The sequence below is a fragment of the Geodermatophilus sp. URMC 60 genome, assembly GCF_053502585.1.
Genome location: NZ_CP199958.1, coordinates 4,043,392 through 4,068,039 on the forward strand (window position 1 = coordinate 4,043,392; position 24,648 = coordinate 4,068,039).

23 protein-coding genes are annotated in these 24,648 nt (G+C 75.1%); 11 read left to right on the plus strand and 12 right to left on the minus strand.

Features of this window, described 5'->3' with window-relative positions:
- Positions 1-36 precede the first annotated feature (36 nt).
- Complete coding sequence (locus ACWIX3_RS19090; protein WP_448608922.1) at positions 37-588, plus strand: quercetin 2,3-dioxygenase; 552 nt, start codon at positions 37-39, stop codon at positions 586-588.
- Positions 589-604: 16 nt separating this feature from the next.
- Positions 605-1,498 carry an alpha/beta hydrolase fold domain-containing protein gene (locus ACWIX3_RS19095; RefSeq protein ID WP_448608923.1) on the plus strand — a complete coding sequence of 298 codons (894 nt, stop codon included), beginning with the start codon at positions 605-607 and terminating at the stop codon, positions 1,496-1,498.
- Here the strand turns inward: ACWIX3_RS19095 and ACWIX3_RS19100 are convergent.
- Positions 1,487-2,305, minus strand: coding sequence for an IclR family transcriptional regulator (locus ACWIX3_RS19100; protein ID WP_448608924.1), 819 nt, complete (start codon positions 2,303-2,305; stop codon positions 1,487-1,489). The genes ACWIX3_RS19095 and ACWIX3_RS19100 overlap by 12 nt on opposite strands.
- Positions 2,306-2,426: 121 nt before the next feature.
- Between ACWIX3_RS19100 and ACWIX3_RS19105 the strand changes: the two genes are divergently transcribed.
- Genes ACWIX3_RS19105 through ACWIX3_RS19120 form a run of 4 tightly spaced genes read left to right on the plus strand, consistent with a single transcriptional unit; the run spans position 2,427 to position 7,488 of the window.
- Positions 2,427-3,755 carry an MFS transporter gene (locus tag ACWIX3_RS19105; protein ID WP_448608925.1) on the plus strand — a complete coding sequence of 443 codons (1,329 nt, stop codon included), beginning with the start codon at positions 2,427-2,429 and terminating at the stop codon, positions 3,753-3,755.
- Positions 3,752-5,395: an FAD-dependent monooxygenase gene (locus tag ACWIX3_RS19110; RefSeq protein WP_448608926.1), complete on the plus strand. Its 1,644-nt coding sequence runs from the start codon at positions 3,752-3,754 to the stop codon at positions 5,393-5,395. Before ACWIX3_RS19105 ends, ACWIX3_RS19110 begins: the two co-directional genes overlap by 4 nt.
- Complete coding sequence (locus ACWIX3_RS19115) at positions 5,392-6,240, plus strand: fumarylacetoacetate hydrolase family protein (RefSeq protein ID WP_448608927.1); 849 nt, start codon at positions 5,392-5,394, stop codon at positions 6,238-6,240. The genes ACWIX3_RS19110 and ACWIX3_RS19115 overlap by 4 nt, the downstream gene beginning before the upstream one ends.
- A 3-nt stretch (positions 6,241-6,243) precedes the next feature.
- Positions 6,244-7,488, plus strand: coding sequence for a DUF3500 domain-containing protein (locus tag ACWIX3_RS19120; protein WP_448608928.1), 1,245 nt, complete (start codon positions 6,244-6,246; stop codon positions 7,486-7,488).
- A gap of 31 nt (positions 7,489-7,519) precedes the next feature.
- Here the strand turns inward: ACWIX3_RS19120 and ACWIX3_RS19125 are convergent, their stop codons facing one another.
- The 3 genes from ACWIX3_RS19125 to ACWIX3_RS19135 all read right to left on the minus strand — a co-directional run bounded on the left by ACWIX3_RS19125 (position 7,520) and on the right by ACWIX3_RS19135 (position 10,757).
- Positions 7,520-8,281: an ANTAR domain-containing protein gene (locus tag ACWIX3_RS19125; RefSeq protein ID WP_448608929.1), complete on the minus strand. Its 762-nt coding sequence runs from the start codon at positions 8,279-8,281 to the stop codon at positions 7,520-7,522.
- A 167-nt stretch (positions 8,282-8,448) separates the two neighbouring features.
- On the minus strand, positions 8,449-9,135 hold the full coding sequence (locus tag ACWIX3_RS19130; protein ID WP_448608930.1) for a response regulator: 687 nt from the start codon (positions 9,133-9,135) through the stop codon (positions 8,449-8,451).
- The gene (locus tag ACWIX3_RS19135; RefSeq protein ID WP_448608931.1) at positions 9,132-10,757 is read right to left on the minus strand and encodes a sensor histidine kinase; all 1,626 of its coding nucleotides are present in this window, start codon (positions 10,755-10,757) and stop codon (positions 9,132-9,134) included. Before ACWIX3_RS19135 ends, ACWIX3_RS19130 begins: the two co-directional genes overlap by 4 nt.
- A gap of 150 nt (positions 10,758-10,907) precedes the next feature.
- Between ACWIX3_RS19135 and ACWIX3_RS19140 the strand changes: the two genes are divergently transcribed.
- The gene (locus ACWIX3_RS19140) at positions 10,908-12,350 is read left to right on the plus strand and encodes a cation:dicarboxylate symporter family transporter (RefSeq protein WP_448608932.1); all 1,443 of its coding nucleotides are present in this window, start codon (positions 10,908-10,910) and stop codon (positions 12,348-12,350) included.
- A 60-nt stretch (positions 12,351-12,410) separates the two neighbouring features.
- Here ACWIX3_RS19140 and ACWIX3_RS19145 read toward each other — a convergent pair whose 3' ends face one another.
- On the minus strand, positions 12,411-13,925 hold the full coding sequence (locus ACWIX3_RS19145) for an MFS transporter (RefSeq protein ID WP_448608933.1): 1,515 nt from the start codon (positions 13,923-13,925) through the stop codon (positions 12,411-12,413).
- Between the two features lie 162 nt (positions 13,926-14,087).
- On the opposite strand from ACWIX3_RS19145, the gene ACWIX3_RS19150 reads away from it, so the two are divergent.
- Entirely contained in the window at positions 14,088-15,158 is a 1,071-nt protein-coding gene (locus tag ACWIX3_RS19150; protein WP_448608934.1) for a methyltransferase domain-containing protein, read from the plus strand.
- A gap of 59 nt (positions 15,159-15,217) precedes the next feature.
- Here ACWIX3_RS19150 and ACWIX3_RS19155 read toward each other — a convergent pair whose 3' ends face one another.
- The 3 genes from ACWIX3_RS19155 to ACWIX3_RS19165 all read right to left on the minus strand — a co-directional run bounded on the left by ACWIX3_RS19155 (position 15,218) and on the right by ACWIX3_RS19165 (position 18,869).
- Positions 15,218-16,657, minus strand: a complete 1,440-nt coding sequence (locus ACWIX3_RS19155; RefSeq protein ID WP_448608935.1) for an ATP-binding protein — start codon at positions 16,655-16,657, stop codon at positions 15,218-15,220.
- A gap of 73 nt (positions 16,658-16,730) precedes the next feature.
- Positions 16,731-18,389 (minus strand): FAD-dependent oxidoreductase, encoded by a 1,659-nt coding sequence (locus tag ACWIX3_RS19160; RefSeq protein ID WP_448608936.1) that lies wholly within the window; start codon positions 18,387-18,389, stop codon positions 16,731-16,733.
- Between the two features lie 111 nt (positions 18,390-18,500).
- Positions 18,501-18,869: a thioredoxin family protein gene (locus tag ACWIX3_RS19165; protein WP_448608937.1), complete on the minus strand. Its 369-nt coding sequence runs from the start codon at positions 18,867-18,869 to the stop codon at positions 18,501-18,503.
- A gap of 85 nt (positions 18,870-18,954) precedes the next feature.
- Here ACWIX3_RS19165 and ACWIX3_RS19170 point away from each other — a divergent pair, with 85 nt between their 5' ends.
- The gene (locus tag ACWIX3_RS19170) at positions 18,955-19,302 is read left to right on the plus strand and encodes a UBP-type zinc finger domain-containing protein (RefSeq protein ID WP_448608938.1); all 348 of its coding nucleotides are present in this window, start codon (positions 18,955-18,957) and stop codon (positions 19,300-19,302) included.
- Positions 19,303-19,311: 9 nt separating this feature from the next.
- On the opposite strand, the gene ACWIX3_RS19175 is transcribed toward ACWIX3_RS19170, so the two are convergent.
- Positions 19,312-20,004, minus strand: a complete 693-nt coding sequence (locus tag ACWIX3_RS19175) for a DUF2306 domain-containing protein (protein ID WP_448608939.1) — start codon at positions 20,002-20,004, stop codon at positions 19,312-19,314.
- A gap of 73 nt (positions 20,005-20,077) precedes the next feature.
- Between ACWIX3_RS19175 and ACWIX3_RS19180 the strand changes: the two genes are divergently transcribed.
- A complete protein-coding gene (locus tag ACWIX3_RS19180; protein ID WP_448608940.1) occupies positions 20,078-20,767 on the plus strand; it encodes a TetR/AcrR family transcriptional regulator C-terminal domain-containing protein in 690 nt (229 codons plus the stop codon).
- Positions 20,768-20,791: 24 nt separating this feature from the next.
- Entirely contained in the window at positions 20,792-21,121 is a 330-nt protein-coding gene (locus ACWIX3_RS19185; RefSeq protein WP_448608941.1) for a VOC family protein, read from the plus strand.
- A 25-nt stretch (positions 21,122-21,146) separates the two neighbouring features.
- Here the strand turns inward: ACWIX3_RS19185 and ACWIX3_RS19190 are convergent, their stop codons facing one another.
- The 3 genes from ACWIX3_RS19190 to ACWIX3_RS19200 form a co-directional block, all read right to left on the minus strand.
- A complete protein-coding gene (locus ACWIX3_RS19190; RefSeq protein WP_448608942.1) occupies positions 21,147-21,833 on the minus strand; it encodes a TetR/AcrR family transcriptional regulator in 687 nt (228 codons plus the stop codon).
- Positions 21,834-21,847: 14 nt separating this feature from the next.
- Positions 21,848-22,954 (minus strand): Gfo/Idh/MocA family protein, encoded by a 1,107-nt coding sequence (locus ACWIX3_RS19195; protein ID WP_448608943.1) that lies wholly within the window; start codon positions 22,952-22,954, stop codon positions 21,848-21,850.
- A 95-nt stretch (positions 22,955-23,049) separates the two neighbouring features.
- Entirely contained in the window at positions 23,050-24,441 is a 1,392-nt protein-coding gene (locus ACWIX3_RS19200) for an MFS transporter (RefSeq protein ID WP_448608944.1), read from the minus strand.
- Between the last annotated feature and the right edge of the window lie 207 nt (positions 24,442-24,648).

Genomic DNA, 24,648 nt, shown 5'->3' on the forward strand with positions numbered 1-24,648 from the left:
TGCCGGGGACGTCGTCCGCCCGGCCCGGGAGCAGCCATGAGCTTCGAGTACCTCACCGACCCGGAGGAGGGCCCGCGGTGGCGGGGCCTGCTCCCCGGCGCGCCCGAGCCCTTCTTCCTGCAGCGGGGCGAGGGCGAGCACGCGCGGCTCTTCGGCGACCTGTTCACCGTCCTGCTCAGCGGCGACGAGACCGAGGGCCAGTTCGGGGTCATCACCGCCGACTGCCCGGCCGGCGACGTCATCCCGACCCACGCGCACGACGCCACCCACGAGGTCTTCTACGTCCTCGACGGCGCGGTCCGCGTGTTCGTGCAGGACCGGCAGGGCGAGAAGACGTCGCGGCTGCTGGAGCGGGGTGACTTCGGGTTCGTGCCGGCCGGCCTCGCGCACGCCTACCGCGTTGAGCGGCCCAGCCGCATGCTCGGCGTCGTCTCCGGCGGGTTCGAGCGCTTCTTCCAGGAGATGGGCGCGCCCACCGACGTCCCCGGCGAGCAGCCCCCGTTCGTCCCCGACCCGCCCCGCATGCAGGCCGCCGCGCAGTCGCACCGGATGCAGTTCCTGCGCGACGTCGACTGGCCCGACTCCTGACCCGAGGGGACGACGCGTGCCCGACCTGCCCCTGCCCCCGCCCGCGCACGCCGCGCCCCTGCCGCTGCCGCGGGGGGCCGGCGAGGGCGTCTCCGTGCTCGCCGGCGTCCCGTACGCGGCGCTGCCCGGCGCCCGCCCGCTCGAGCTGGACCTGTACCTGCCCGCCACGCGACCGGCGCCGGTCGTCGTCTTCGTGCACGGCGGCGGCTGGCGGCTGGGCAGCCGGCACTCCGCGGGACCCGCCTACGCCGGGCGGCGGCCGTCGGCGTTCGAGGCGGTCGCCCGGGCGGGGATCGCCGTCGCCTCGGTCGACCACCGGCTCTCCGGCGAGGCGGTCTGGCCGGCGCAGCTGCACGACGTCAAGGCGGCGGTCCGCTGGCTGCGCGCCCGGGCCGGCGAGCTGGGCGTCGACCCCGGGCGGGTGTTCGCGTGGGGCGAGTCGGCCGGCGGCCACCTCGCCGCGCTGCTGGGCCTGACCGCGGGCGACCCGGAGCTGGAGGGGGACGTCGGCGTGACCGGCCCGTCGAGCGGGGTGGCCGCGGTCGCCGCCTGGTACCCGCCCACCGACCTGACCGCGCTGCCCGGGGACCTCGGCGCCGACCCGACCGCCGCCGACTCCCGGGAGGCGCAGCTGCTCGGCGCACCCGTCGCCGCCGTGCCCGTCCGCGCGGCGCAGGCCAGCCCGGTCGCCTCCGTCTCCCCCGGCGCGCCGCCGTTCCTGCTGCTGCACGGGCGGGCCGACCGCTTCGTCCCCTGCGTGCAGAGCGAGCGGCTGCGCGACGCGCTGCAGGACGCCGGTGTGCCGGTCGAGCTCAATACCTACGACGGCGCCGACCACATGTGGCTGGGCAGTCCGGCCGCGGCGGACGACGCGCTGGCCCGGACCATCGCCTTCCTCTCAACCCGCTGACGGCCCCGGCCGCCCCGCGGCCGGAGCACCCAGCCCGCGCGACACCGCCCGGGCGGCGGCCCGCACCGCCGGCTCGATCGTGCGGGGGCTCGCGCCACCAGCCGGCACCACGATCGACAGCGCCGCCGCCACGCGTCCCGCGGCGTCCCACACCGGGGCGGCCACCGACACCACCGGCGCCGGGCGGCGCCGGTTGACGACCCCGACCCCGCTGCGGCGGATCTCGGCCAGCTCCCGGCGCAGCGCGGCCGGCTGCGGCGGCGGGTCGTCGGACCGGCCGCCGACCTCTCCGCGCAGTACCCGCTCCTGCAGGTCGGCCGGCGCGTGCGCCAGCAGCAGCCGGCCGACCCCGGTCATGTGGAGCGGCAGCCGGTCGCCGACGCGGTACTGCACCGGGACGGCGGCCCGGGACGACCGCCGCTCGACGAGCAGCGCGGCGTCCCCGTCCAGGACGGCGAGCAGCACGTGCTGGCGGGTGGCCTCGTAGAGGTCGTCCATGTAGGGCATCGCGACCTCCCGCAGGCCCAGCGCGCGCGGCGCGAGCGACCCGACCTCCCACAGCCGCACCCCGACGACGTAGCCGCCCTCGGCGGCCCGCTCCAGCGCACCCCACGCCACGAGTCGCTCGGCCAGCCGGCGGGCGGTGCTCAGCGGCATGCCGGCCCGCCGGGCGAGGTCCGACAGCGTCAACCGCCGGTGCCCGTCGTCGAACGCGGCCAGCAGGGCCAGGCCCCGGTCGAGCACGGGGTCCCCGTGCGGCGGCCGCTTCCCCCGACCGGCAGGCGCGGGCGCCGGGTCCTCCTCCACGGCGTCGATCCTGACACCTCTGTCTGCCATTGAGCGGCAACGCCGTCGGGGCGGGTGACCGGCGTCACCCACTCTGGGCGCAACGGCCGCCCGTCCCCTCCCCCGACCCCCGGAGACCCGCGTGGACACCCCTTCCGCCTCGCGCACCCCGTCCCGATCCGCAGCCCTCGTACCCGTGCTCTGCTGGCTGGCCCTCGTCGCCGACGGGTACGACCTGTTCGCCTACGGCGCCACCATCCCCGGTCTGCTGGCCGAGCCGAGCTGGGGGGTGACCCCGGCGTCGGCCGGCGCGGTCGGCAGCCTCGGCCTGGTCGGCATGCTCTGCGGCTCGCTGGTCGCCGGGACGCTGACGGACCTGCTGGGTCGCCGTCGGCTGTTCACCGCCTCGGTCGCCCTCTTCTCCGTGGCGATGCTCGGCTGCGGGCTGGCGTCCTCGTTCGGCGTCTTCGCCGTGTTCCGCTTCGTCGCCGGCTTCGGCATCGGCGGCCTGCTCCCCACCGCGATCGCGCTGACCAGCGAGTTCGCCGCGCCCCGGCACCGGTCGCGCATCCTCGGCGCGGTGCTGACCGGCCCGCCGGTCGGCGGCCTGCTCGCCTCGCTCGCGTCGGTCGCCCTGCTGGCCGAGCACGGCTTCCAGCTCGTCTACGGCCTGGGGGTCGTCCCGCTGCTGCTGGTCCCGGTCGCGCTGCGCCTGCTGCCCGAGTCGCCGGCGTACCTGCGCGCCCGGGGCCGCACCGCGGAGGCCGACGGCATCGCCGCCGCCTTCGGTCTCCCGGCCCCTGCCGCCGCGGCGCCGCAGCCGGCCGGCCGGCGGTCGCCGGTGCGGACCCTGTTCGCCGACGGCATGGGCCGGGCGACCATCGGCATCTGGATCGTCACCATCTGCAGCCTGCTGACCCTGTTCGGGCTGAGCACCTGGCTGCCGCAGATCATGCGCACGGCCGGCTACGGGCTCAGCTCCTCCGTGGCCTTCCTGCTCGTCTACAGCGCCGGCGGGATCGTGGGCACGCTCGTCGCCGCCAACCTGGCCCAGCGCCTCGGCGCCAAGACGATGGTGCTCACCGGCTTCGGCGCGGCCACCATCGCCCTCGCCGTCCTGGCCGTCCAGCCGCCCACCGGCGTGGTGCTCGTCCTGGTGGCCGTCGCCGGGTTCGGCGGCCTGGGCACGCAGAACCTGCTCAACGACCACATCGCCGGCTTCTACCCTGCGAACGCCCGCGCCACCGGGCTCGGCTGGGCGCTGGGCGTCGGCCGGGTCGGCGCCATCGTCGGGCCGACCTACGGCGCCCTGTTCGTCGGCGGCGGCAGCGCGGTGGTCGCCAGCGCCGTCGCCTTCGCCGTCCCCGCGCTGCTCGGCGCGCTGGTCATGAGCCGGCTGCCCCGGGGGCGGGCCGAGCTCCCCGTCGCCGCCGCGCCCCGTCCCGCCGCCACCACCGGGGGTGCCGCGTGAGCCGGCACGTGCCCGTCCTGGTCGTGGGCGGTGGCCCCGCCGGCCTGGCCGCCGCGCTGGAACTGGACGCCCACGGCGTTCCCAGCCTGGTCGTCGAGCCCCGCGTCACCGTGGACCCGCTGCGCCCCCGGGCCAAGACGACCAACGCCCGCACGATGACCCACCTGCGCCGCTGGGGGCTCGCCGACCGGCTGCGCGCCGCGGCGCCCCTGCCGGTCGACCTGGCGCAGGACGTCGTCTTCTGCTCCAGCCTGCTGGGGCACGAGGTGCGCCGCTTCGAGCACGCCTTCCAGCTCCACAGCGACCGCCGCGAGGAGTTCCCCGAGGCCGGCCAGCAGGTCCCGCAGCCGGTCATCGAGGAGGTCCTGCGCGCGGCCGTCGAGAGCTCGACGCACGCCCGGCTGGAGACCGGCGCCCGCGTCACCCGCCTCCACCAGGACCACCACGGCGTGGACGTCACCGTCACCGACGCCGACGGCGGCACGTCGCTGGTCCGCGCCGACCTGGTGCTCGGCGCCGACGGCGGCGGCAGTGTCGTGCGGGAGGCGGTCGGCGCCCGCTACGAGGGGGGCTCCGGCGAGAAGCCCAACCTGAGCATCCTGTTCCGCGCTCCCGGCCTGGCCGAGCGCGCGCCCCACCGCAACGCCGTCCACTCCTGGGTGATGGCCCCGGGAGCGGCCGGCATCGTCGGCCGCCTGGACCTGGCCGACACCTGGTGGGCGATCGTCCAGGGGGTCGACGTGCGCGCCGGCGACGTCGACCCGGCCGCACTCGTGCACGCGCTGGTCGGGGAGCCGGTCGACGTGGAGGTGGTCGCCACCGACCCGTGGGTGGCCCGGATGCTGCTCGCGGACTCCTACGGCACCGGCCGGGTGCTGCTCGTCGGCGACGCCGCGCACCTCAACCCGCCGTGGGGCGGTCACGGTTTCAACACCTGCGTCGGCGACGCGGTCAACGCCGGCTGGAAGGCCGCGGCCGTGCTGCAGGGCTGGGGCGGGCCGGCGCTGCTGGCCAGCTACGAGGACGAGCGCCGCCCGGTGGCCGCCCGGACGATCGCCGACGCCGGCGCGAACGACCGGGCCCTCGCCCACCACTTCGCCGACCCGCGCCTGGGCGAGGACGGCCCGGAGGCCGACCTCCTGCGCAAGGAGGTGGCCGAGGCGCTCGACGTCAAGGACAGCGAGTTCCACTCCCTGGGCCTCGTGCTCGGCTACCAGTACGCCGCCTCACCGCTGACCACCGACGACGGCAGCTCCCTGCCGGCCGACGACCCGGTCCGGTACACGCCGACGGCACACCCCGGGTGCCTGCTGCCGCACCGCTGGCTGACCGGCGGCCGGTCGGCCTACGACGTCCTCGGCCGCGGCTTCACGCTGCTCGCCCTGGACGACGCCGACCCCGGCCCGGTCCGCGCGGCGGCGGCGCGCCACGGGATCCCGCTGGCCGTGGTCCGGCTCCGGGACGGCGACGTCGAGCCCGGCGGCGTCCCGCTGCGCGAGACCTGGGAGGCTCCCCTGCTGCTGGTCCGGCCGGACCAGCACGTGGCCTGGCGCGGGGACGACCCCGCCGCCGCGGCGGCGGCCCTGGAGCGGGCCTGCGGCTGGGCCGGCCGCACCGACGACGAGGGAGGACGAGCATGAGGATCGTGGGCATCCGCCGGGACGGCGGGCCGGTCGAGGTGGCGTCGCTGTCGGAGGACGGCGCGCGGGTGAGGGTGCTGGCCGGGCTTGAGGAGTTCTGGGCCGACGCGCCCGGGCACCTCGGTCGCCACGCCGGCGGCGAGACGCTGCCGGCCGGCGACGTCGAGCTCGTGCCGCCGGTGCTGCCCGATGCCCGGGTCTTCTGCATCGGGCTGAACTACCTCAAGCACGTCGCCGAGGGCACCTTCGCCACCGAGGGGGTGCCGCCGCACCCGACGCTGTTCGCCCGCTGGACCCGGTCGCTGACCGTCGACGGCGCCGCGGTGCCGGTCCCCGCCACCGAGGACGGCCTGGACTGGGAGGGCGAGGTCGTCGCCTACGTCGGCTCGACCCTGGTCGACGCCGCGCCGGACGAGGCGCTGGCCGCCGTCGTCGGCTACTCGACGTTCAACGACCTCACCGCGCGGCGGGCGCAGAAGCTCACCAGCCAGTGGATATTGGGCAAGAACGCCGACAACTCCGGCCCGCTCGGCCCGCTGGTGCCCGCCGCCGAGGTCGGCGACCTGCGCGACGGGCTGCGGGTGCAGACGCGGGTCAACGGCGAGACGGTGCAGGACGGGCGCACCGACGAGATGGTCTACACCGTCGGCGACACCCTCTCGCTGATCTCGCACACCACCACGCTCCGACCCGGTGACCTGCTGGCCACCGGCACGCCGTCCGGGGTCGGGTACGCCCGCACGCCCCCGTGGCTGCTGCACCCCGGCGACGTCGTCGAGGTCGAGGTCGAGCGCCTCGGCGTGCTGCGCAACACCGTCGTCGGCAACGAGCACCGGAGGGCCTGAACCGTGTCCGGGGAGTTCCGCCGCTACCTGTTCCCGCACGACCACCCGCGGCTGGCCGGGGTGCGCGGACTGGACCCCTACGCCTACCGCGAGCACGCCCGGACACCGGGCACGTTCACCGGCGGGCTGGTCGAGGGCTGGACGCCGCTGTACCGGGTGCCGTTCCGCGGCGTCACCGAGGACGGCACCCTGCGCGAGGGGCTGTACCCGCTCACCCCCGCGGAGCCGGGCGAGGAGGCGCCGGTCGAGGCGATGGTCGCCGCCGCGCACGCCCTGCTCGCCGCCGTGTCCCCCGGGGACCGCGAGCGGATCGCCTTCGACGTCGACGCGGTGGAGTGGCAGACCTGGGCCAACCCGGAGTTCATGCAGTTCGACACCGGGCTGCGCCTGGACGCCCAGCCGGAGCGGGTGCGCGAGGCGGTGCTCGGGTTGCTGCGCGCCTCCCTCTCCCCCGAGGGCGCCGACCTGGTGCACGCCGCCATGCGGGTCAACGGCTTCCTCGGCGACGTCGTCGACCTGCCCACCGTGCTCGGCGAGTGGAGCTACAACGTCGCCCTCTACGGCCGGCCGCACCTGCGGGCGCCGTGGGGCTGGCAGCTCTACGGCCACCACTGCGCGGTCAACTGCCTCGTCGTCGAGGGGCGCATGGTGGTCTCGCCCGTCTTCGTGGGCGCCGAACCGGACGAGATCGACGACGGTCCGCACGCCGGCATCCGCGGCCTGTTCGCCGACCGGGTCGACGCCGGGCTCGCCGTCATGGCCGCGTTGGACCCTGACCAGCAACGGGCAGCGGTCGTGTTCGAGCAGATGGTCGACCCGGCCATGCCACCCGGCCGGGTGCACCCCGGCGACGAGCGGCACCTGGCCGGCGCGTTCCAGGACAACCGGGTGATCCCGCCCGAGGGCGTGCGGGTCGCCGACCTCCCGCCCGAGGCCCGTGCCCGGGTGCTCGACGTCGTCGCGGCGTTCGTCCGGCTGCTGCCCGAGGGCCCGTGCGCCGCCCGCATGCGGGAGGTCGAGGCGCACCTCGACGAGACCTGGTTCAGCTGGATCGGCGGGCACGCACCCGGCGACGTCTTCTACTACCGGGTGCAGTCACCGGTGGTGATCGCCGAGCTCGACCACCACTGCGGCGTCTTCCTCGACTACGACACCCCCAAGCCGTTCCACGTGCACACCGTGCTGCGCACCCCGCACGGCAACGACTACGGCCGGGCCTGGGTCCGCCAGTGGCAGGAGCGCGGCTGACCCACGGGACCTGGACGCCGCCCGCCGGCGGTCAGTGACCGGTCCCCCCGACCGGGTGGGGCGACGGCCCCACCTCCGGCGGGAGCTCGCCGGTCCGCACGAGCTCGGCCGCGATGCTCCTGACCCTGGTCTCGCTGTGCCTCGCCACCCGGGTCAGGGCCCGGAGAGCCTGGTCGGCGGTCAGGCCGTGGCGCTCCATGAGCATGCCCGTGGCCTGTTCGACGACCGCCCGGGCCTCCGCCCTGCGCTCGAGGTGCTCGGCCAGGTCGCGAGCCTCCTCGTAGGCGTACATGTTCGCGGCGACCACGGCGGCGTAGCGGGCGAACCGGATGGCCACCGCCCGGCTGTCCTCGTCGAAGGCCTCGGGCTCGCGGGCGTAGACGTTCAACGCCCCCGCGATGCCCTCGCCGATCGGCAGCGGGACCGCCACCGAGCTGAGGACGCCGCACTCGACGGCGTACGCCATGAAGTCCCGCCACCGGGGCTCGACCCGCGCGTCGGGGATCTCGACCACCTCGCCGGTGCCCGCGGCGTGCAGGCAGGGTCCGTAGCCGCGGCCGTACTGGCTCTCGTCGCAGGCGCGGGCCAGCTCGCCGGTGAAGACCGCCGTGGTGGACCTGTCGTTGATGAGCAGGGACACCGAGGTCTCCGGATCGCCGGGCATGATCTCCCTGGCCAGGTCCGCCACCACCTGCAGCAGGGACCTCATGCAGTTCCCGCGGAGGCTCACGCGGCCCAACCGCTCCAGGGCCTCGACGGGGTCGAGGGGGTCCGACGGACGGTCACTCAGCATGGCGTCGACCTCCGGTCATCCGCCTGGAGCGGCTGGACGACCTCGGGATCCAGAGACCCCCGCGAGCCGAGGCCGGTGCTCGGGTACGCCGCGGAGTGACGCACGAGGAGCGCGGGGCGGGCCCGCTGCTCGTGTCGACGCTACCGCTCCGGCCGGGAGATCGCGGCTCAGCGCCAGCGGTACTCCAGCTCCGGGCGGCCGGCGCCGCCGTACCGCGGCGCGCGGAGGACCAGCCCGGTGTCGGCGAGGTACTCCAGGTAGCGGCGGGCGGTGATCCGGGAGGCACCGATCAGCTCGGCGGTCTCCGCGGCCGACAGTCCCTCGCCCGCGGCACGGACCGCGGCGACGACGGCGTCGAGGGTCTCCCGGCCCATCCCCTTGGGCAGCGGCGCCGGCCGGCTGGGACGCACGCCGCCGAGCACGCGGTCGACGTCGTCCTGCCCGGCGGCGTCCCCGCCCGCGTGCAGCCGCTGGCGGTAGTCGGCGTAGGCGGCCAGCCGATCGCGCAGCGCCGGGTAGGTGAACGGCTTGAGCAGGTAGCCGACGACGCCGTGGGCCGCCGCGGCCCGCACGGTGGCCAGCTCCCGCGCCGAGGTGACGGCGAGGACGTCGACCTGCGCACCGGCACCGCGGATCCGCCGGCACAGGTCGATGCCGTGCCCGTCGGGGAGGTTCATGTCCAGCAGCACCAGGTCGACCGGCTGCCGGGCCAACGCGTCGAGGGCGGCGGCGCCCGTGCCGGCGACGGCCGCGGTGGTGAAGCCCGGCGTCCGGTCGACGTAGGCGCGGTGCGCCTCGGCGGCGACCGGCTCGTCCTCCACGACGAGCACCTGGATCGCGGGGACGCGGATCACCGGGACACCGCCGGGACCGCGACGGGCAGGGTGACGGTGAACAGCGCGCCGGGACCGGGCCGCACGGTCAGCGTGCCGCCGTGCCGGGCGACGGCCTGCGCGACGAGCGCCAGACCCAGGCCGCGGCCGAGCCCCGTGGGCGCCGCGGTCGTCTCCTTGGTGCTCCAGCCGCGCTCGAACAGCCGCGGCAGGTCCTCCTCCCGGACGCCGGGGCCGGTGTCCTCGACCCGGATCTCCAGCCGCCCGCCGTCGACCTCGGCGGTGAACTGCACCTCCCGCGGCGGGTCGCCGGCCAGCGCGGCGTCGATCGCGTTGTCCAGCAGGTTGCCGACGATCGTCACCAGGTCGCCGCCGGGGATGCCGGTCTCCCCCACGGCCGTCGCCGGGTCGACCTCGAGCAGCACACCGCGCTCGTGCGCGGTCGCGGCCTTGCCCAGCAGCAGCGCCGCCAGCACCGGGTCGCCGACGGCGTCCACCAGCCGGTCGGTGAGCTGCTGCGCCGAGGCCAGCTGGGCGGTCGCGAAGTCGATCGCCTCCTCGGTGCGGCCGAGCTCCACCAGCGAGACGGTGGTGTGCAACCGGTTGGCCGCCTCGTGGGCCTGGGCGCGCAGCGACTCGGCGAAGGCCCGGATGCTGTCCAGCTCGCCGGTCAGCGCCTGCAGCTCGGTGTGGTCGCGCAGGGTCACCACGGCGCCGGCGGACCGGCCCTCCGGCCGCGGCGGGGCCTGGTTGACCACCAGCACCCGGGTGCCGGTCAGGTGCACCTCGTCGACGGCGGTGCGCTGCTGGGCCAGGGCCGCGGTCAGTTCCGGCGGCAGGCCCAGCTCGCCGACGTGCCGGCCGGTGGGGTCGTCGGTCAGCCCGAGCAGCCGCCGCGCCTCGTCGTTGACCAGCTGCACCCGCTGCTCGTCGTCCACCAGCAGCAGGCCCTCGCGGACGGCGTGCAGCACGGCGTGGTGGTAGTCGACCATCCGCGCCAGCTGCGCCGGGGAGAGCCCGTGGGTCTGCCGCCGCAGCCGCCGGGACAGCGCCGCGCTGCCCAGCGCCCCGACGGTCAACGTCGCGACCGCCGTCCCGAGGATGCCGGGGACGGCGGCGGCGAGGTCCTCCCCGATCGCCTCGACGGTGACCCCGGCCGACACCACCGCCACCACGTCGCCGTCGTCGTCCACCACAGGGCCGGTGGCACGCACCGACGGGCCCAGCGTGCCGGTGTAGGTCTCGGTGAACGTCTCGCCGTCCAGCGCGGGTCCGATCGTCCCGATGAACGGCTTGCCGATCTCCGCCGGGTCGGGATGGGTGAAGCGCTTGCGGTCGGGCGCCAGGACGGTGATGAACGACGTGCCGGTGTCGGCCCGGACCTCCTCGACGTAGGGCTGCAGCACGGCCGTCGGGTCCGGCCCCGTCACCGCCGAGCGGACCAGCGGCGAGTCGGCGAGACTGGCGACGATCGCGGTGGTCTCCTCCTCGGCCGCCTGGCGGACCGCCTGGCGGGCCTGCAGGTAGGCGACGGCGGTCATGGTCAGGACGACGACCACCACGACCAGCGCCTGCAGGAGGAGCAGGCGCCGGGCCAGGCTCGCGTCGCCGCGGCGGTGCGAGAGGAAGGCGGGCACGCGCACGCCGCGAGTGTCCCGCGTGCGAGCCCCCGCGCCGCGACCGGCGTGTACGCAATGAACGAATGCGTGACGCCGGTCACCGCGGCCCGGACCGTCTGTGCTGTGGCCCACCTCCCGGGCCCGGCCCCCACCCCCAGACCCCCAGGAGCTGTCATGGCCTCAGGCACCGTGGCCGACGCGTCCCCGCCCGCGAAGCAGCGCGACCGGACCCACTGGCTCTACATCGCGGTCATCGGCGCGGTGCTCGCGGGCATCGCGGTCGGCTTCGCCTTCCCGGAGTTCGCCGTCTCGCTGAAGTGGCTCGGCACGGCGTTCGTCGGGCTGATCAAGATGCTGATCGCGCCGGTCATCTTCTGCACCATCGTGCTGGGCATCGGCGCCATCCGGCAGGCGGCCAAGGTCGGCCGGATCGGCGGCCTGGCGCTGGGCTACTTCATCCTCATGTCGACGATCGCCCTGGCCATCGGCCTGGTCGTCGGCAACATCCTCAGCCCCGGCGAAGGACTGCAGCTGTCCGACGAGCTGCGCGGCGAGGGTGCCGAGCTGGCCGGCACGGCGCACGAGAGCGGCGGCACCGTCGACTTCCTGCTGGGCCTCATCCCCACCACGCTGGTGTCGGCGCTGACCGAGGGCTCGGTGCTGCAGGCGCTGCTGGTCGCACTGCTGGTCGGCTTCGCCATCCAGGCCATGGGCCGGGCCGGAGAGCCTGTCCTGCGCGGCATCGGGCACTTCCAGCGGCTGGTCTTCCGCATCCTCGCTATGGTCATGTGGGTGGCCCCGATCGGTGCCTTCGGTGCGATCGCCGCCGTCGTCGGCGAGACCGGGATCGACGCGCTGAAGAGCCTGGCCGTGATCATGCTGGGCTTCTACGCCACCTGCGCGCTGTTCGTGATCGTCGTCCTGGGTCTGCTGCTGCGGCTGGTCGCGAAGATCAACGTCTTCTCGCTGCTCAAGTACCTGGGCCGCGAGTTCCTGCTGATCGTCTCCACCTCGTCGTCCGAGACGGCCCTGCCGCGGCTGATCGCGAAGATGGAGCACGCCGGTGTCAGCCAGCCGGTCGCCGGCATCGTCGTCCCGACCGGGTACTCCTTCAACCTCGACGGCACCGCCATCTACCTGACGATGGCCTCGCTGTTCATCGCCGAGGCGCTGGGTGACCCGCTGTCGATCGGCGAGCAGCTCGGCCTGCTGGCCTTCATGATCATCGCCTCCAAGGGCGCCGCCGGGGTCACCGGCGCGGGCCTCGCCACGCTGGCCGGCGGGCTCTCGGCCCACCGTCCGGACCTGCTCGACGGCGTCGGCCTGATCGTCGGCATCGACCGCTTCATGTCCGAGGCCCGGGCGGTGACCAACTTCGCCGGCAACGCCGTCGCGACCGTCCTCATCGCGACGTGGACCAGGGAGCTCGACCGCGAGCAGCTCGACGCCGTCCTCGCCGGCGACCGTCCCTTCGACGAGGCCACCATGCTCGACGACGACGGCCACGGCGGCGGCTCCAGCGACGACAACCTGCCCGACTCGGCGACCAACGCCGGCCCCGGCCAGCGAGACGCCGGTGAGGCGCAGGCCAAGCTGGCGGAGTCCTCGGTGCGCTGACGCAGCACCCGGCACAGGGGGTGTCCGGTCCGATCGCGGACCGGGCACCCCCTCGTCGTGTCAGGAGTGGGCCGCGTGCCCGTGGCCGTGGACGCCGTCGGAGTCCCACTCACCCTGTTCCCCGTCCTCCCGCCGGCTGCGGCGGAGGTCGACGACGGCGAGCACGAGGGCGGCGGCGATCCCCGCGAGAGCGACCGCCAGCCCCGCCGCCGCGGCGACCGGGTAGTCCTGCGCGGTCGCGCCGAGGACGACGTAGAACAGGCCGGGCAGCGCCGCCGTCCCGATGACCGCCCCGAAGCGCTGGGCGGTCTGCAGCCCGCCGCCGGCCGCGCCGGCCATCCGCACCGGCACCTCGCGCAGCGTCATCGTGATGTTGGGCGAGATGACGCAGCCACCGCCCAGGCCGCCCACGAACAGCGCCGGTGCCACCGCCCAGGGGACGGAGCCGACGGGCACCAGCAGCAGGACGAGGATCGTCGCCCCGAGGCCGGCGATCACCCCCACCAGGCCGATCACGGTGAGCAGCCGGCCGAAACGCTCGACCAGCCGCCCCGCCACCACCGCGGCCACCGCCGAACCGAGCGCGAACGGGGTCACCGCCAGCCCGGACTGCAGCGGGGTGAGCCCCAGGCCGGTCTGGAAGAACAGCGCGAACACCAGCCAGATGCCGCTGAAGCCGACGAAGTAGACGGTGCCCAGCGCGGCCCCGAGCCCGTAGCCGCGGGTCTCGGTGACCAGCCGTGGGTCGAACACCGGCTCCCCGCCGCCGCGCACCACCCGCCGCTCCCAGAGGACGAAGCCGCCCATCACCAGCACGCCGATCGGGAACAGCCACCACAGCCGGGACAGCCCGCCGGCCTCGGCCTGCACGAGCGGGAGCAGCAGGGCGAGCGCCCCCGCGCCCAGCAGGAGCACCCCGCCGAGGTCGACGTGCCCGCGCCGACCGGAACCGCCGCGGGGCAGCAGCCGCCAGGCCAGGACGAACGCCACGACGCCGATCGGCACGTTGACGTAGAAGATCCAGCGCCAGTCGGCCACCAGCAGCAGCAACCCGCCGACGACCGGCCCCACCGCCGTCGAGATCCCGACGACGGCGCCGAAGAGGCCGAACGCACGACCCCGCTCCCCGCCGCGGAACAGCTGCTGGATCAGCCCGGAGTTCTGCGGTGCCAGGACCCCGGCGGCCAGCCCCTGGGCCAGCCGGGCGGCGATGAGCAGCCCCACGGACGGCGCCGCGCCGGCCGCCGCGCTGCACAGCACGAACCCGGCCAGCCCGACCAGGAACATCCGCCGCCGGCCGAGCGCGTCGCCCAGCCGGCCGGCGGGGACCAGCATCAGCGCGAAGGTCAGCGCGTACCCGGAGACCACCCACTGCACCGCCGCCGCGGAGGCCCCGAGATCACGCTGCAGCGTCGGGAGCGCCACCGACACGATGCTGACGTCGAGCAGGCTCATGAAGCCGGCGACGAGGGTGACCGACAGCGCCCGCCAGCGCCGCGGGTCGGGCCGGTACTCCTCCTCCTCGGCACCGCCGGGAGCCCGTGCGGTCCGGTCGAGGTCGGGCCGGGCCGTCACGGGCGCCTCCGAGGGGGTCTGGATGGCGGCGCCCGGTGGGCGCCTGCCGTCCCCTCGATCCTCCGCCGCTCCCGGGCCCGGCGCAGAGCGGGGCTTCCGGCACTGGGCGCACCGTCCGCGGGGCTCGTAGCGTGGCCGCTCCCGATGCTGTGGAGGTGCCCGATGACCACGTCCCTCGACGAGACCCGGGTGGCCGCCTTCGGCGAGAAGCTCGTCGGCGCCTACACCGGCGGCATGGTGACCCTGATGGTCGACCTGGCCGCGCGGACGGGGTTGCTCGACGCCCTCGCCGAGGGCCCGGGCACCAGTGAGGAGCTGGCCGCGCGGGCCGACCTGACCGAGCGCTACGTCCGCGAGTGCCTCGGGTCGCTCGTGACGGCCGGGGTCGTCGAGTACGACCCCGCCGGCCGGCAGTACACCCTCCCGGCCGAGCACGCCGTGCTGCTCACCGGCCCCGGGTCGATGAACATGGCCCCGATCAGCCGGTTCGTCACCCTCCTGGCCACCCACGTTCCCGGCGTCGCCGAGGTCTTCCGGACCGGCGGGGGCGTGCCCTACGAGGCGTACCGCCCGGACTTCACCGACGTCATGGACGGCGTCTCGCGCGGGGTCATGGACGGCCAGCTGCTCGACGGCATCCTGCCGCTGACCGGCGAGCTGCCCGCCCGGCTGTCCGACGGTGTCCGGGTGGTCGAGATCGGCTGCGGTACCGGCCACGCGCTGAACCTGATGGCCCGGGCGTACCCGCGGTCGTCGTTCACCGGCTACGACCTGGCCGTTGACGCGATCGCCCAGGCCCGTGCGGAGGCCGCCGACTGGGGGCTGACCAACGTCTCCTTCGAGGTGCTCGACGTCGCCCGGCTGCCGAGCGAGCCGGCGTCGACCGCCGTGTTCGCCTTCGACGCGATCCACGACCAGGCCGACCCGGCCGGCGTCCTGTCCCGGGTCCGCGCGGCGCTGGAGCCGAACGGGTGGTTCGTGATGGTCGACATCAAGGCCGCCTCCGCGCTGGAGGACAACGTGGGCAACCCGATGGCGCCCTGGTTGTACGCGGTCAGCACGCTGCACTGCATGACCGTCTCCCTGGCCCAGGGTGGCGCCGGGCTCGGCACGGTGTGGGGCGAGCAGCTGGCGCGGCGGATGCTCGACGAGGCCGGCTTCGTCGACGTGGCCGTGCACGAGGTGCCCGACGACCCGTTCAACTTCGTCTACGTGGCCCGCACACCGCGCTAGCCGGCCCCGTCCAGGGCTCGCCGCGAGCCTGCGAGCGGTGAGGAGGACGGGGTCCGCTCTCAGGCAGGGGTGGTCGTCGCCTCGGTCAGCGGGAGCCGCACCTGGAAGCGGGTGTCGCCCGGCTTCGAGCGCACCCGCAGGTCCCCGCCGTGCCGGGTGACGACGACGCGGTAGGACACGTCGAGGCCCAGCCCGGTGCCGTGGCCGACCGGCTTGGTGGTGAAGAAGGGCTCGAACACGCGCTGCCGCAGCTCCTCGGGGATCCCGGGGCCGGTGTCGACGACCTCCACCAGCGCCCGGTCGCCGTCCCGGGCGGTGCGCAGGGTGAGCGTCCCCTCCCCCGCCATCGCGTCCAGCGCGTTGACGATCAGGTTGGTCCACACCTGGTTGAGCTCGCCGGGGTAGCCGGGCACCGGCGGCAGCGACCGGTCGTAGTCCCTGACCACGCGCACGCCCGGCGGCGTCTTGGCGCTGAGCATGACCAGCGTGGCGTCGAGCCCGGCGTGCAGGTCGGTGGGCTGGTACGGGGCGCGGTCGAGCTGCGAGTACTGGCGGGCGGCGTCGACCAGGCCGGAGATGCGGCCGGTGCTGTCGGCGATCTCGGCGAGCAGCGACTCGGTCTCGACGGCGTAGGCCAGCCACCGCAGGGCGGGCTCCAGGGCGGCGGGCTCGACGGCGTCGGCGACCCGCTCCAGGTCCGCTGGCCCGAGCCCGGCGCCGACGAAGACGCCGGCGAGCTCGTACGCACCGCCGACGTCCCGCTCGTCGAGCCAGTCGCCCAGATCGTCCTCCCGGTCGGCGCGCTCGAGCGCGGTGAGCTCCGGGGCGCTGCCGACCCGGGCCACCAGCTCCTCCTGCAGCCCGGTCAGCGACCGCAGCACCGCGCCGTCGAGCCGGCCCTCCGACAGCAGGGCCAGCTTGTGCCGCATCCCGGCGAACCGCTCGCGCAGCGCCGCGGCGGCCCGCGACGCGGCCGCGGCCGGGTTGTTCAGCTCGTGGGTGAGGCCGGCGGTCAGCTTGCCGAGGGCCAGCAGCCGCTCCCGCTGCCCGACCAGCTCGGCGGAGTTCCGCTGGCCGATGAACATGCCCTCCAGCAGGTGCACCGCCATCGGGTACCAGCGTCGGAACTGGGCGGCGAACTCGGCCGCGGGCAGCTCGAGGAAGCGGCAGTCGGTGACCGCCCGGACCGACGCCGGGTAGCGCTGGTCGACCCGCTCGCCGACGTAGAACTGCACCGCGCCGGAGTAGACGCCGCGGTGCGCCGTCCGCGCGGTCTCCACCTCGCTGCCGCCCACCCGGCGGGACATGGCCAGCGTCCCCTCGAGCAGGACCGAGAAGCACCGGGCCGGCTCGCCCTCGACCGACACCTCGGCGCCGGCCGGATAGGCGACGACGGCACCGTGCTCGGCGACCCAGGCCAGCTGCTCGTCGTCCAGGTCGGCGAAGAGGAACAGCTCCCGCAGCTCGCCCGGCTCCAGCCGAGCTGCCGCCGTGGTCACCGGTCCTCCTCGCCGGCGCTCGTCGGAGCGGTGCACAGGGGCGCTCGGCCCTCGGACGACCTCGCGGGCTCGGTCATCCGTCCCCCAGGTAGCGGTGCACCAGGGTGACCGCCATCGCGCCCTCGCCGACCGCCGAGGCGACGCGCTTGACCGAGTCGGCCCGCACGTCCCCGGCGACGAACACGCCGGGCAGGCTGGTCTCCAGCAGGTACGGATCGCGGTCGAGGTCCCAGCCGGCGGGACGGCGCCCCTCGCGCAGCAGCGCCGGCCCGGTGGGGATGAAGCCGCGCTGGTCGCGGACGACGGCGCCGTCGAGCCAGCCGGTGCGCGGTGCGCCGCCGATGAAGACGAACAGGTGGCTGGCCGGCAGCGTCTCCCGCTCACCGGTCCGGGCGTGCTCCACGGTGAGCGCCTCCAGGTGCCCGTCGCCCCGGGCCTGCACCACGCTCGTGCAGGTGCGCACGGAGATCGACCCGATGCCGGCGATCTGCTCGATGAGGTACGCCGACATCGACGCCTCCAGCGAGGGCCCGCGCACCAGCAGGCACACCGAGCGGGCGTACCGGGCGAAGAACACCGCCGCCTGGCCCGCCGAGTTGGCCCCGCCCACGATGTAGACGTCGCTGTCGGCGCACTCGGCGGCCTCGGTCATCGCCGAGCCGTAGTACACGCCGCGGCCGGTCAGGTCGTCGACGCCGTCCACGCCGAGGCTGCGGTAGGAGACGCCGGTGGCCAGGACGACCGCGTGCGCGGCGATGCGGCGACCGTCGTCGAGGTGGAGCACCCGCTTGGGCCCGTGCGCCTCGAGCGCCACCACGTCACGGGCCAGCAGCAGCTCGGCGCCGAACTTGACCGCCTGCCGGCGGGCCCGGTCGGCCAGCTGCCCGCCGGAGACGCCGTCGGGGAAACCGAGGTAGTTCTCGATCCGGCTGCTCTGCCCGGCCTGCCCACCGGTGGCCTCCCGCTCGACGAGCACGGTGCGCAGGCCCTCGGACGCGCCGTACACGGCGGCGCCCAATCCGGCCGGCCCGCCGCCCACGACCACCAGGTCGTAGAACTCCTCCCGCGGGTCGACGGCGAGCCCGGCGACGGCGGCCAGCTCCGCCTCGCCGGGGTGCTTGAGGACCTGCGCGTCGGCGGTGACGACGACGGGGACGTCGTCCGGCCCGGCCCCGGCGGCGGCGAGGATTCGCTGTCCGTCCGGCTCGTCGGCGTTGAACCAGCGGTACGGGACGGCGTTGCGGGCCAGCAGGTCGCGGGCGCGGAAGGACGGTGCCGACCAGCGGTGCCCGACCAGCTTGACGCCGTGCACCTCGGGGTCCGGGGTCTCGTGCCAGGCGGTCAGCATGGCGTCGACCGTGGGGTAGAGCTTCTCCTCGGGCGGGTCCCAGGGCTTGAGCAGGTAGGCGTCGACGTCGACGTCGTTGATGGCCGCGATGGCGGCGTCGGTGTCGGCGTAGGCGGTGAGCAGTGCGCGGCGGGCCCGCGGAACCAGGTCCATCGCCCGCTCGAGGAACTCGATGCCGTTCATCTCCGGCATCCGGTGGTCGGCCAGCAGCACCGCCACCGGGTCGCCGCGCAGCTTCAGCTCGCGCAACGCCTCCAGGGCCTCGGCGCCGGAACCGGCGCGCAGCACGCGGTGGGTCTCGCCGTAGCGCCGGCGCAGGTCGCGGGCGACGGCGCGCGCGACCTGCGGGTCGTCGTCGACGGTGAGCAGCACGGGTCGGCTCATGGCGGCCTCCTGTCCGGGCCTGCCCAGGCCGGGGGCGTGGCAGGACGGCGTCGCTGCCGGTGCGCGCCACGCTAGTCCGGAGCGCCGCCGGGACGACAGCCTCGCGGCGGCTCAGGTGCGGTGGACCGGCTCGGGGAAGGTCTCGCGGACGGCCACCATGTCGAGCTCGCGGATCGTGGCGATGAGCAGCTCGACGGAGTCCTCGGGCAGCCAGCCCGGCTCGGCGAACACCGGCACGCCGTCGCGGAAGACCATGAGGCTCGGCGCCCGCTTGACGCCGACCGCCGCCGCCAGCGCCGGTTCGGCGGGCAGTTCGACGGCTCGGAAGCGCAGGTCGGGGTGGCGGTGGGCGGCGGCGTCGAAGACCTCCGCGAACGCGCGGCTGGAGCCCGACCCGGCGTCGCGGAAGTCGACCAGCACGATGCCGGCGGCCTGCGTCGCCGCCGCGAAGTCCTCGCCGGAGAGGTGCGTCGTTCCCATCCTGACCTCCGTCCCCCGACCGAGTGTGCCTCGCCGGTCGCGCAACGGCTTCCGGGGAGCGGGCGCCGTCCCTACCGTGACCGCCGTGGACGCTGCCGCTGCGATCGACCCGTCCGTGCCGCCGAGCGGCACGGGCTGCGTGGAGTGCGAGGCCACCGGCGGCTGGTGGTTCCACCTGCGCCGCTGCGCCGCCTGCGGGCACGTCGGCTGCTGCGACTCCTCGCCCGCGCAGCACGCCCGCGGGCACGCCACCGAGACCGGGCACCCGGTGATCCGGAGTTTCGAGCCGGGCGAGGGCTGGTTCTGGGACTTCGCCCGTGAGCGGGTCGTCGCCGGACCCGAGCTCGCTCCGCCGGCGCACCACCCGCTCGACCAGCCGGCGCCCGGCCCGCGCGAACGCGTGCCGGCCGACTGGCAGTCCCGGCTGCACTGAGCCGGGGCCTCAGCCCACCCGATCGGCCGGCACGAGCCCGGCGGCCCGGCGCGGCGCCGGTATCTCCCGGAACGACCTCACCGGCCGCCGGCGGAGCGCCCACTCGGCCACGGCGAGGTTGACCACCCAGCCGGCGAGCATCAGCAGCACCCGGGCGGTCCCGCTCGGCTGGCCCACCAGCAGCGCCCACGGGAGGTGGGTCAGCACCTGCGTCCCCGCACCGAGGCCGATCGCGTAGGCGCGGGCCATCCAGGCCCGGTGGGCGGGGATGTCCCGGCGCCGGACCGCGGCGACACCGAGCACGAGGCAGGCGACCATCGCGACGCCGAAGGCCAGCCGGATCGGCGTCAGGAGCACGTCGTCGACGGGTGGGCGCGGGAGGAACAGGGTCATCCAGACGCCCGACAGCGCCGCGGCGAGCCCGCAGGGGACGAGCACCCGTCCGGCGACGCGGTGCCAGCCGGGACGGCGACGACGCAGAGCCGGGGCGAACTGCACCGCCCCGAGCAGGCAGTAGAGGGTGGCGCCGACGATGTGCACCAGGACGGGGACGGGTGAGGCGAGGAACCGGGCGTTGTCGGCGGTCACCTCCGCGCCCCCGGCGAGCTCGCCGACCCGTGCGGCGCCGGCGAGCACCGGGACGGCGCTGAGCAGGAGGAGGCCGGCCGGGACCAGCCACTGTCGTCTGGTGGGGGAGGACACGGCTGTCGCCTCTCGTGCCAACAGGCGTACGGCGTACACCTCGGTGCCGCGACCGTAGGTGTACGGTGTACACGTGTCAAGCCCCGCGCCTCGACCCCGGCTGAACCGGGACCGGGTGCTGCGCGCCGCCGTGGCGCTCGCCGACGAGGACGGCATCGACGCGCTGAGCATGCGGTCACTGGCGCAGCGGATCGGCGTGGTGCCCATGGCGCTGTACAAGCACGTGGCGAACAAGGAGGAGCTGCTCGACGGCATGGTCGACGTCGTCGTCGGCGACATCGACCTCCCGACACCCGGCGCGGACTGGAAGGCCGCCGTCCGGGAGCGGGTGCTCTCCGCCCGGGCCTCGCTCCTGCGGCACCCGTGGGCGTCCCAGGTGATCGAGTCGCGCACCTCGGCCTCACCGGTGGTGCTCGACCACATGGAGTCGCTCGTCGGCCTGTTCCGGGCGGGCGGCTTCTCGGTCGACCTCACCCACCACGTGATGCACGCCCTCGGCACCCGGATGTGGGGCTTCACCCAGGAGGTCTTCCCCACGCCGGCGCAGCCCGCGGACCCCGACGCACGCGCGGCCGCGCTCGGCCGGTTCGCCGCGCGGTACCCCCACATCGTGGAGATGGCCACGGCCGGGTCCCACGACGAGGGGTCGGCGGTCGGTGGGGGCTGCGACGACCAGTTCGAGTTCGAGTTCGCACTCGACCTGCTGCTCGACGGCTTCGAGCGGCTCCACCGGCAGGGCTGGACGCCTGCCGGGCGGGCCTGAGGGGTGGCACCTGCCCCCGTGGCGATGGAGTCGCCCTTCGCGGGGATCGCGGTCGCCGACCTCCCTCGCGCGGCCGAGTGGTACGGCCGGGACGCCGACGTCGTCCCTCATGACCGCGAGGTGAGGTGGCCGGTCACCGGGACCAGCCGGCTCTACGTCGTCGAGGACGCCTCGCGCGCCGGCCGCGGTCTGGTCGCCATCAAGGTGCCGGACCTGCACGACGCGGTGACCGACCTGGGCACGCGCGGCATCCGCTGCGGCCCCATCCGGGCGGAGGGCGACGACGCGCGCAAGGCCGTCGTGACCGACCCCGAGGGCAACAGGATCGCGTCCATCGAGGTCGCCGGCGCCTGACGAGCCGCGCCCGGGAGCGCCGGCCTCAGCGGGCGGTGAGATGCGCGACGACGAGGTCGCCGAGCATCCGGCGCTGGTGCTCGCGCCGCTCGGGGTCGAGCATGTCCCGGCCGAACAGGGCCCGCCACGTGTGCCGGTTCGCCGTCCGGAAGACGCAGTAGGCGCTGATGACCTGGTGCACGTCCAGGGCGTCGACGTCGTCCCGGAACAACCCGGCGTCGCAGCCGCGTTCCAGGATCCGGTCGAGCACGTCCAGGACCGGATTGGCCAGTCCGGACAGCGCCTCGGAGCGGGCGATGTGCTCGGCCCGGTGGATGTTCTCGATGCTGACCAGCCGGATGAACTCCGGATGGGCCTCGTGGTGGTCGAAGGTGAGGCCGGCGAGCTCCCGCACCGCCTGCACCGGGTCGAGGTGCTCGACGTCGAGCTGCTGCTCGAGCCTGCGGATCCGGCTGTAGGACCGCTCCAGGACGGCGACGTAGAGCTGTTCCTTGCCGCCGAAGTAGTAGTAGATCATCCGCTTGGTGGTGCTCGTCTTCGCGGCGATCTCGTCGACCCTCGCCCCGGCGTAGCCCCGGTCGGCGAACTCCTGGGTGGCCACGTCGAGGATCTCGGCGCGGGTGCGCTCGGCGTCGCGCTGCCGCGGCGGATCGGGGACGGCTGCGGTCGAGGGGACGGGCTCGTCGGGCAGCGGCTGGGCGGCGGACGACACGGCTGCGGACCTCTTCACGTCGGTGGACTCACCCCGAGCCTAGGACGGCTCGGGACGATCCCCGGCACGTCGACCGGCTGCCCCGTGCGTGCGGACTCGACGACGGCCTCGAGGACCCGCAGGGTCGCCAGCCCGTCGCGGCCGCTGCAGATCGGCTCGGCCTCCCCGCGGACGACAGCGGCGAAGTGCTCGACCTGGCGGGCCAGCGGGTCGCTGCGCTGCACCTCGACGGTGGTCGTCTCGAACGGCTCCCACCACGAGGGCGGGCCGGGAGATCGCCGCAGCCGCATGGTCGGGACCGACAGCGACCCGGCCGTGCCGGCGATGTGGTAGCAGTCCTCGTCCGGGTGGGTCGGGTAGCTCGCGTTCTCGCCCGAGGTCTGCTCCCACGACCGCGGCGAGGCGGCCGCGTCGGAGAGCAGGAAGGTGCCCAGCGCCCCGTCGGCGAAGGTGGCGACCATGGCAACGGTGTCCTCGACCGGGAAGCCGCGGGCCGCGTGCGACGTCGCGGCGTGCACCCGGACGATGTCGCCGACCAGCCACCGCAGGCCGTCGACCTCGTGCACCAGGTTGAGCAGGATCGGCCCGCCGCCGGGCCGTCTCCGCCAGCCGCCGCCGACGTCGAAGTAGTCGTCGGGCTTGGCGAACAGGGCGGTGCCGACGACGGCGACGACCCGGCCGAGTGCCCCACCGGCCACGATGTGGCGTGCCCTGGCCATGATCGGGCTGTGCCGGCGGTGGTGCCCGACGAGCAGCGGGACGCCGGCCGCCTCGGCCGCCCCGACCAGGCGGGTCGCGGCCTCGACGGTGTCGCCGATGGGCTTCTCCACGAGCACCGGCACACCGGCGGCGACGCACTCCAGGCCGCCGTCGACGTGCAGCCGGTTGGGCGTGGCCAGCACGACGCCGTCGGGCCGGTCCCGCTCGAGGAGCTCGGCCAGCGACCGGAACCGCGGGACCCCGTGCGCGGCGGCCACCGCGTCGGTGGCGGGGTCGGGATCGACGACCGCGACCAGGCGCGTCGAGGTATGGGCGACGACCTCCTCGACGTGGCGCCGGCCGATGAGACCGGCCCCGGCCACGGCGATCCGCACGCGGCCTGCCGCGGGCGCCCCGGTCACGTCGCCTCCTCGTCGTCAGGGGCCGGTGGCCGGGCCGACGGAGGTCGGCCCGGCCACCGGGGACGGCCCTCCTGCGGGGGCAGGAGGGTCCTCTCTCAGACCGAGGCGCGGATGCGCTCGTACTCCTCCCGCGGCACCACGGGGGCGTCGTCGCGGCCCAGGTCGTTCATGTGCACCCGGTGGGTCTCCCGGGCCGACCAGGCGGCCGTCGCCGCGATGATCCCGATGCCGAAGGTGATGCTGCCGACGATGACCGGCACGTTCGACCCGCCTGGCGCCACGATCGCGTAGAGAGCGGGGAGGAACGCCGTGATCATCGTGCCCAGGTTCTGCGAGACCGCGAAGGCGGTCACCCGGGTCCGGGTCGGGAAGAGCTCCTGGTAGAAGGCCGGGAAGACCGCGTTGTAGCCCTGGTAGACCACGCCCCACATGAGGATCGCGAAGACGAAGGCCCAGACCACGGAGCCCTGGCTGATCGCGTAGAGGTAGGCGAAGGACAGCGCCGTCGACCCCAGCGCGCCGACGATGATGCAGGGCCGCCGGCCGATGCGGTCGGACAGGTCGCCGACGAAGGGGATCAGCAGGACGGCGACCGCGTTGCCCACCACGGAGATCCACAGGTAGGTGCTGGCGCTGAAGCCGATGCCGTAGGCCTCCTCGTTGGTGGCGTAGGTGGCGCCGAACACGGTGGTCGCCACCGGGACGGCGTTCATCAGCGCCATGCAGATCACCCGCAGCATGTCCCGGCCGCTCTCCCGCACCGCCTGGACGATCGGCGCCTTGGGCACCTCGCCGTGCGCGGCCTCCTCCCGGAAGGCCGGGGTCTCGTCGACCCGGCGCCGGATGACGTAGCCGGCGACGACCACGAGGGCCGAGAGCAGGAACGGGAGGCGCCAGCCCCAGGACTGGAACTGCTCCTCGGGAAGCAGGGCCGCCAGCGGCAGGAAGACGGCGGCGGCGAGGATCTGCCCGGCCTGCACCCCCTGGAGGGTGTAGCTGGCGTAGTAGCCGCGCCGGCCGAACGGCGCGTGCTCGACGATCATCGCGCTGGCCCCGGAGATCTCCCCGCCCACGGCGAAGCCCTGCACCAGTCGCAGCACCACCAGCAGCGCCGGGGCCAGGAGGCCCACCTGCTGGTAGGTGGGCAGCAGCGCCACGAGGAACGTGGACACGCCCATCAGCAGCATGCACAGCACCAGCACGTTCTTGCGCCCGTGGGTGTCACCCCAGTGGCCGAGGACGAACGCGCCGAGCGGCCGGGCGACGTAGCCCACCCCGAAGGTGGCCAGCGAGACGATGATGCCGATCTGCGGGTTGGACTCCGGGAAGAAGATGGTCGGGAACACCAGGGCGGCGGCCTGGGCGTAGATGAAGAAGTCGTAGTACTCCAGCGCGCTGCCCATCCAGCCGCTGGCCGCGGCCTTCTTGGGCGTCTTCTGGAACTCGCGGGGCTCGTGCGAGCCCGGCTCGGCCACTGCGTCGCGCATCGGTCCTCCTGGGAGGGAAGGGGGGTTGCGCCGGCGGGCGCGGGACGGCGGTGCTCGGTGCGAGCGAGCGTGGTGACCAGCACCACGTCCGCAATGAACTAATTGGTACATTAGCGTGGCGTGGAGCACAAGCCCCGGCTCGGAGGCGGTCCGCAGCCACCGGCGGAGGCTGGCGCCGGGTGGCCGGATGTGGTCTGCTGCACAGCA

Bases quoted from the DNA above. Each gene is read 5' to 3' on its own strand.
- ACWIX3_RS19090 (WP_448608922.1), top strand. From the start codon at position 37: ATGAGCTTCGAGTACCTCACCGACCCGGAGGAGGGCCCGCGGTGGCGG.
- ACWIX3_RS19115 (WP_448608927.1), top strand. From the start codon at position 5,392: ATGAGGATCGTGGGCATCCGCCGGGACGGCGGGCCGGTCGAGGTGGCG.
- ACWIX3_RS19125 (WP_448608929.1), bottom strand. From the start codon at position 8,281: ATGCTGAGTGACCGTCCGTCGGACCCCCTCGACCCCGTCGAGGCCCTG.
- ACWIX3_RS19140 (WP_448608932.1), top strand. From the start codon at position 10,908: ATGGCCTCAGGCACCGTGGCCGACGCGTCCCCGCCCGCGAAGCAGCGC.
- ACWIX3_RS19150 (WP_448608934.1), top strand. From the start codon at position 14,088: ATGACCACGTCCCTCGACGAGACCCGGGTGGCCGCCTTCGGCGAGAAG.
- ACWIX3_RS19160 (WP_448608936.1), bottom strand. From the start codon at position 18,389: ATGAGCCGACCCGTGCTGCTCACCGTCGACGACGACCCGCAGGTCGCG.
- ACWIX3_RS19165 (WP_448608937.1), bottom strand. From the start codon at position 18,869: ATGGGAACGACGCACCTCTCCGGCGAGGACTTCGCGGCGGCGACGCAG.
- ACWIX3_RS19185 (WP_448608941.1), top strand. From the start codon at position 20,792: ATGGAGTCGCCCTTCGCGGGGATCGCGGTCGCCGACCTCCCTCGCGCG.
- ACWIX3_RS19200 (WP_448608944.1), bottom strand. From the start codon at position 24,441: ATGCGCGACGCAGTGGCCGAGCCGGGCTCGCACGAGCCCCGCGAGTTC.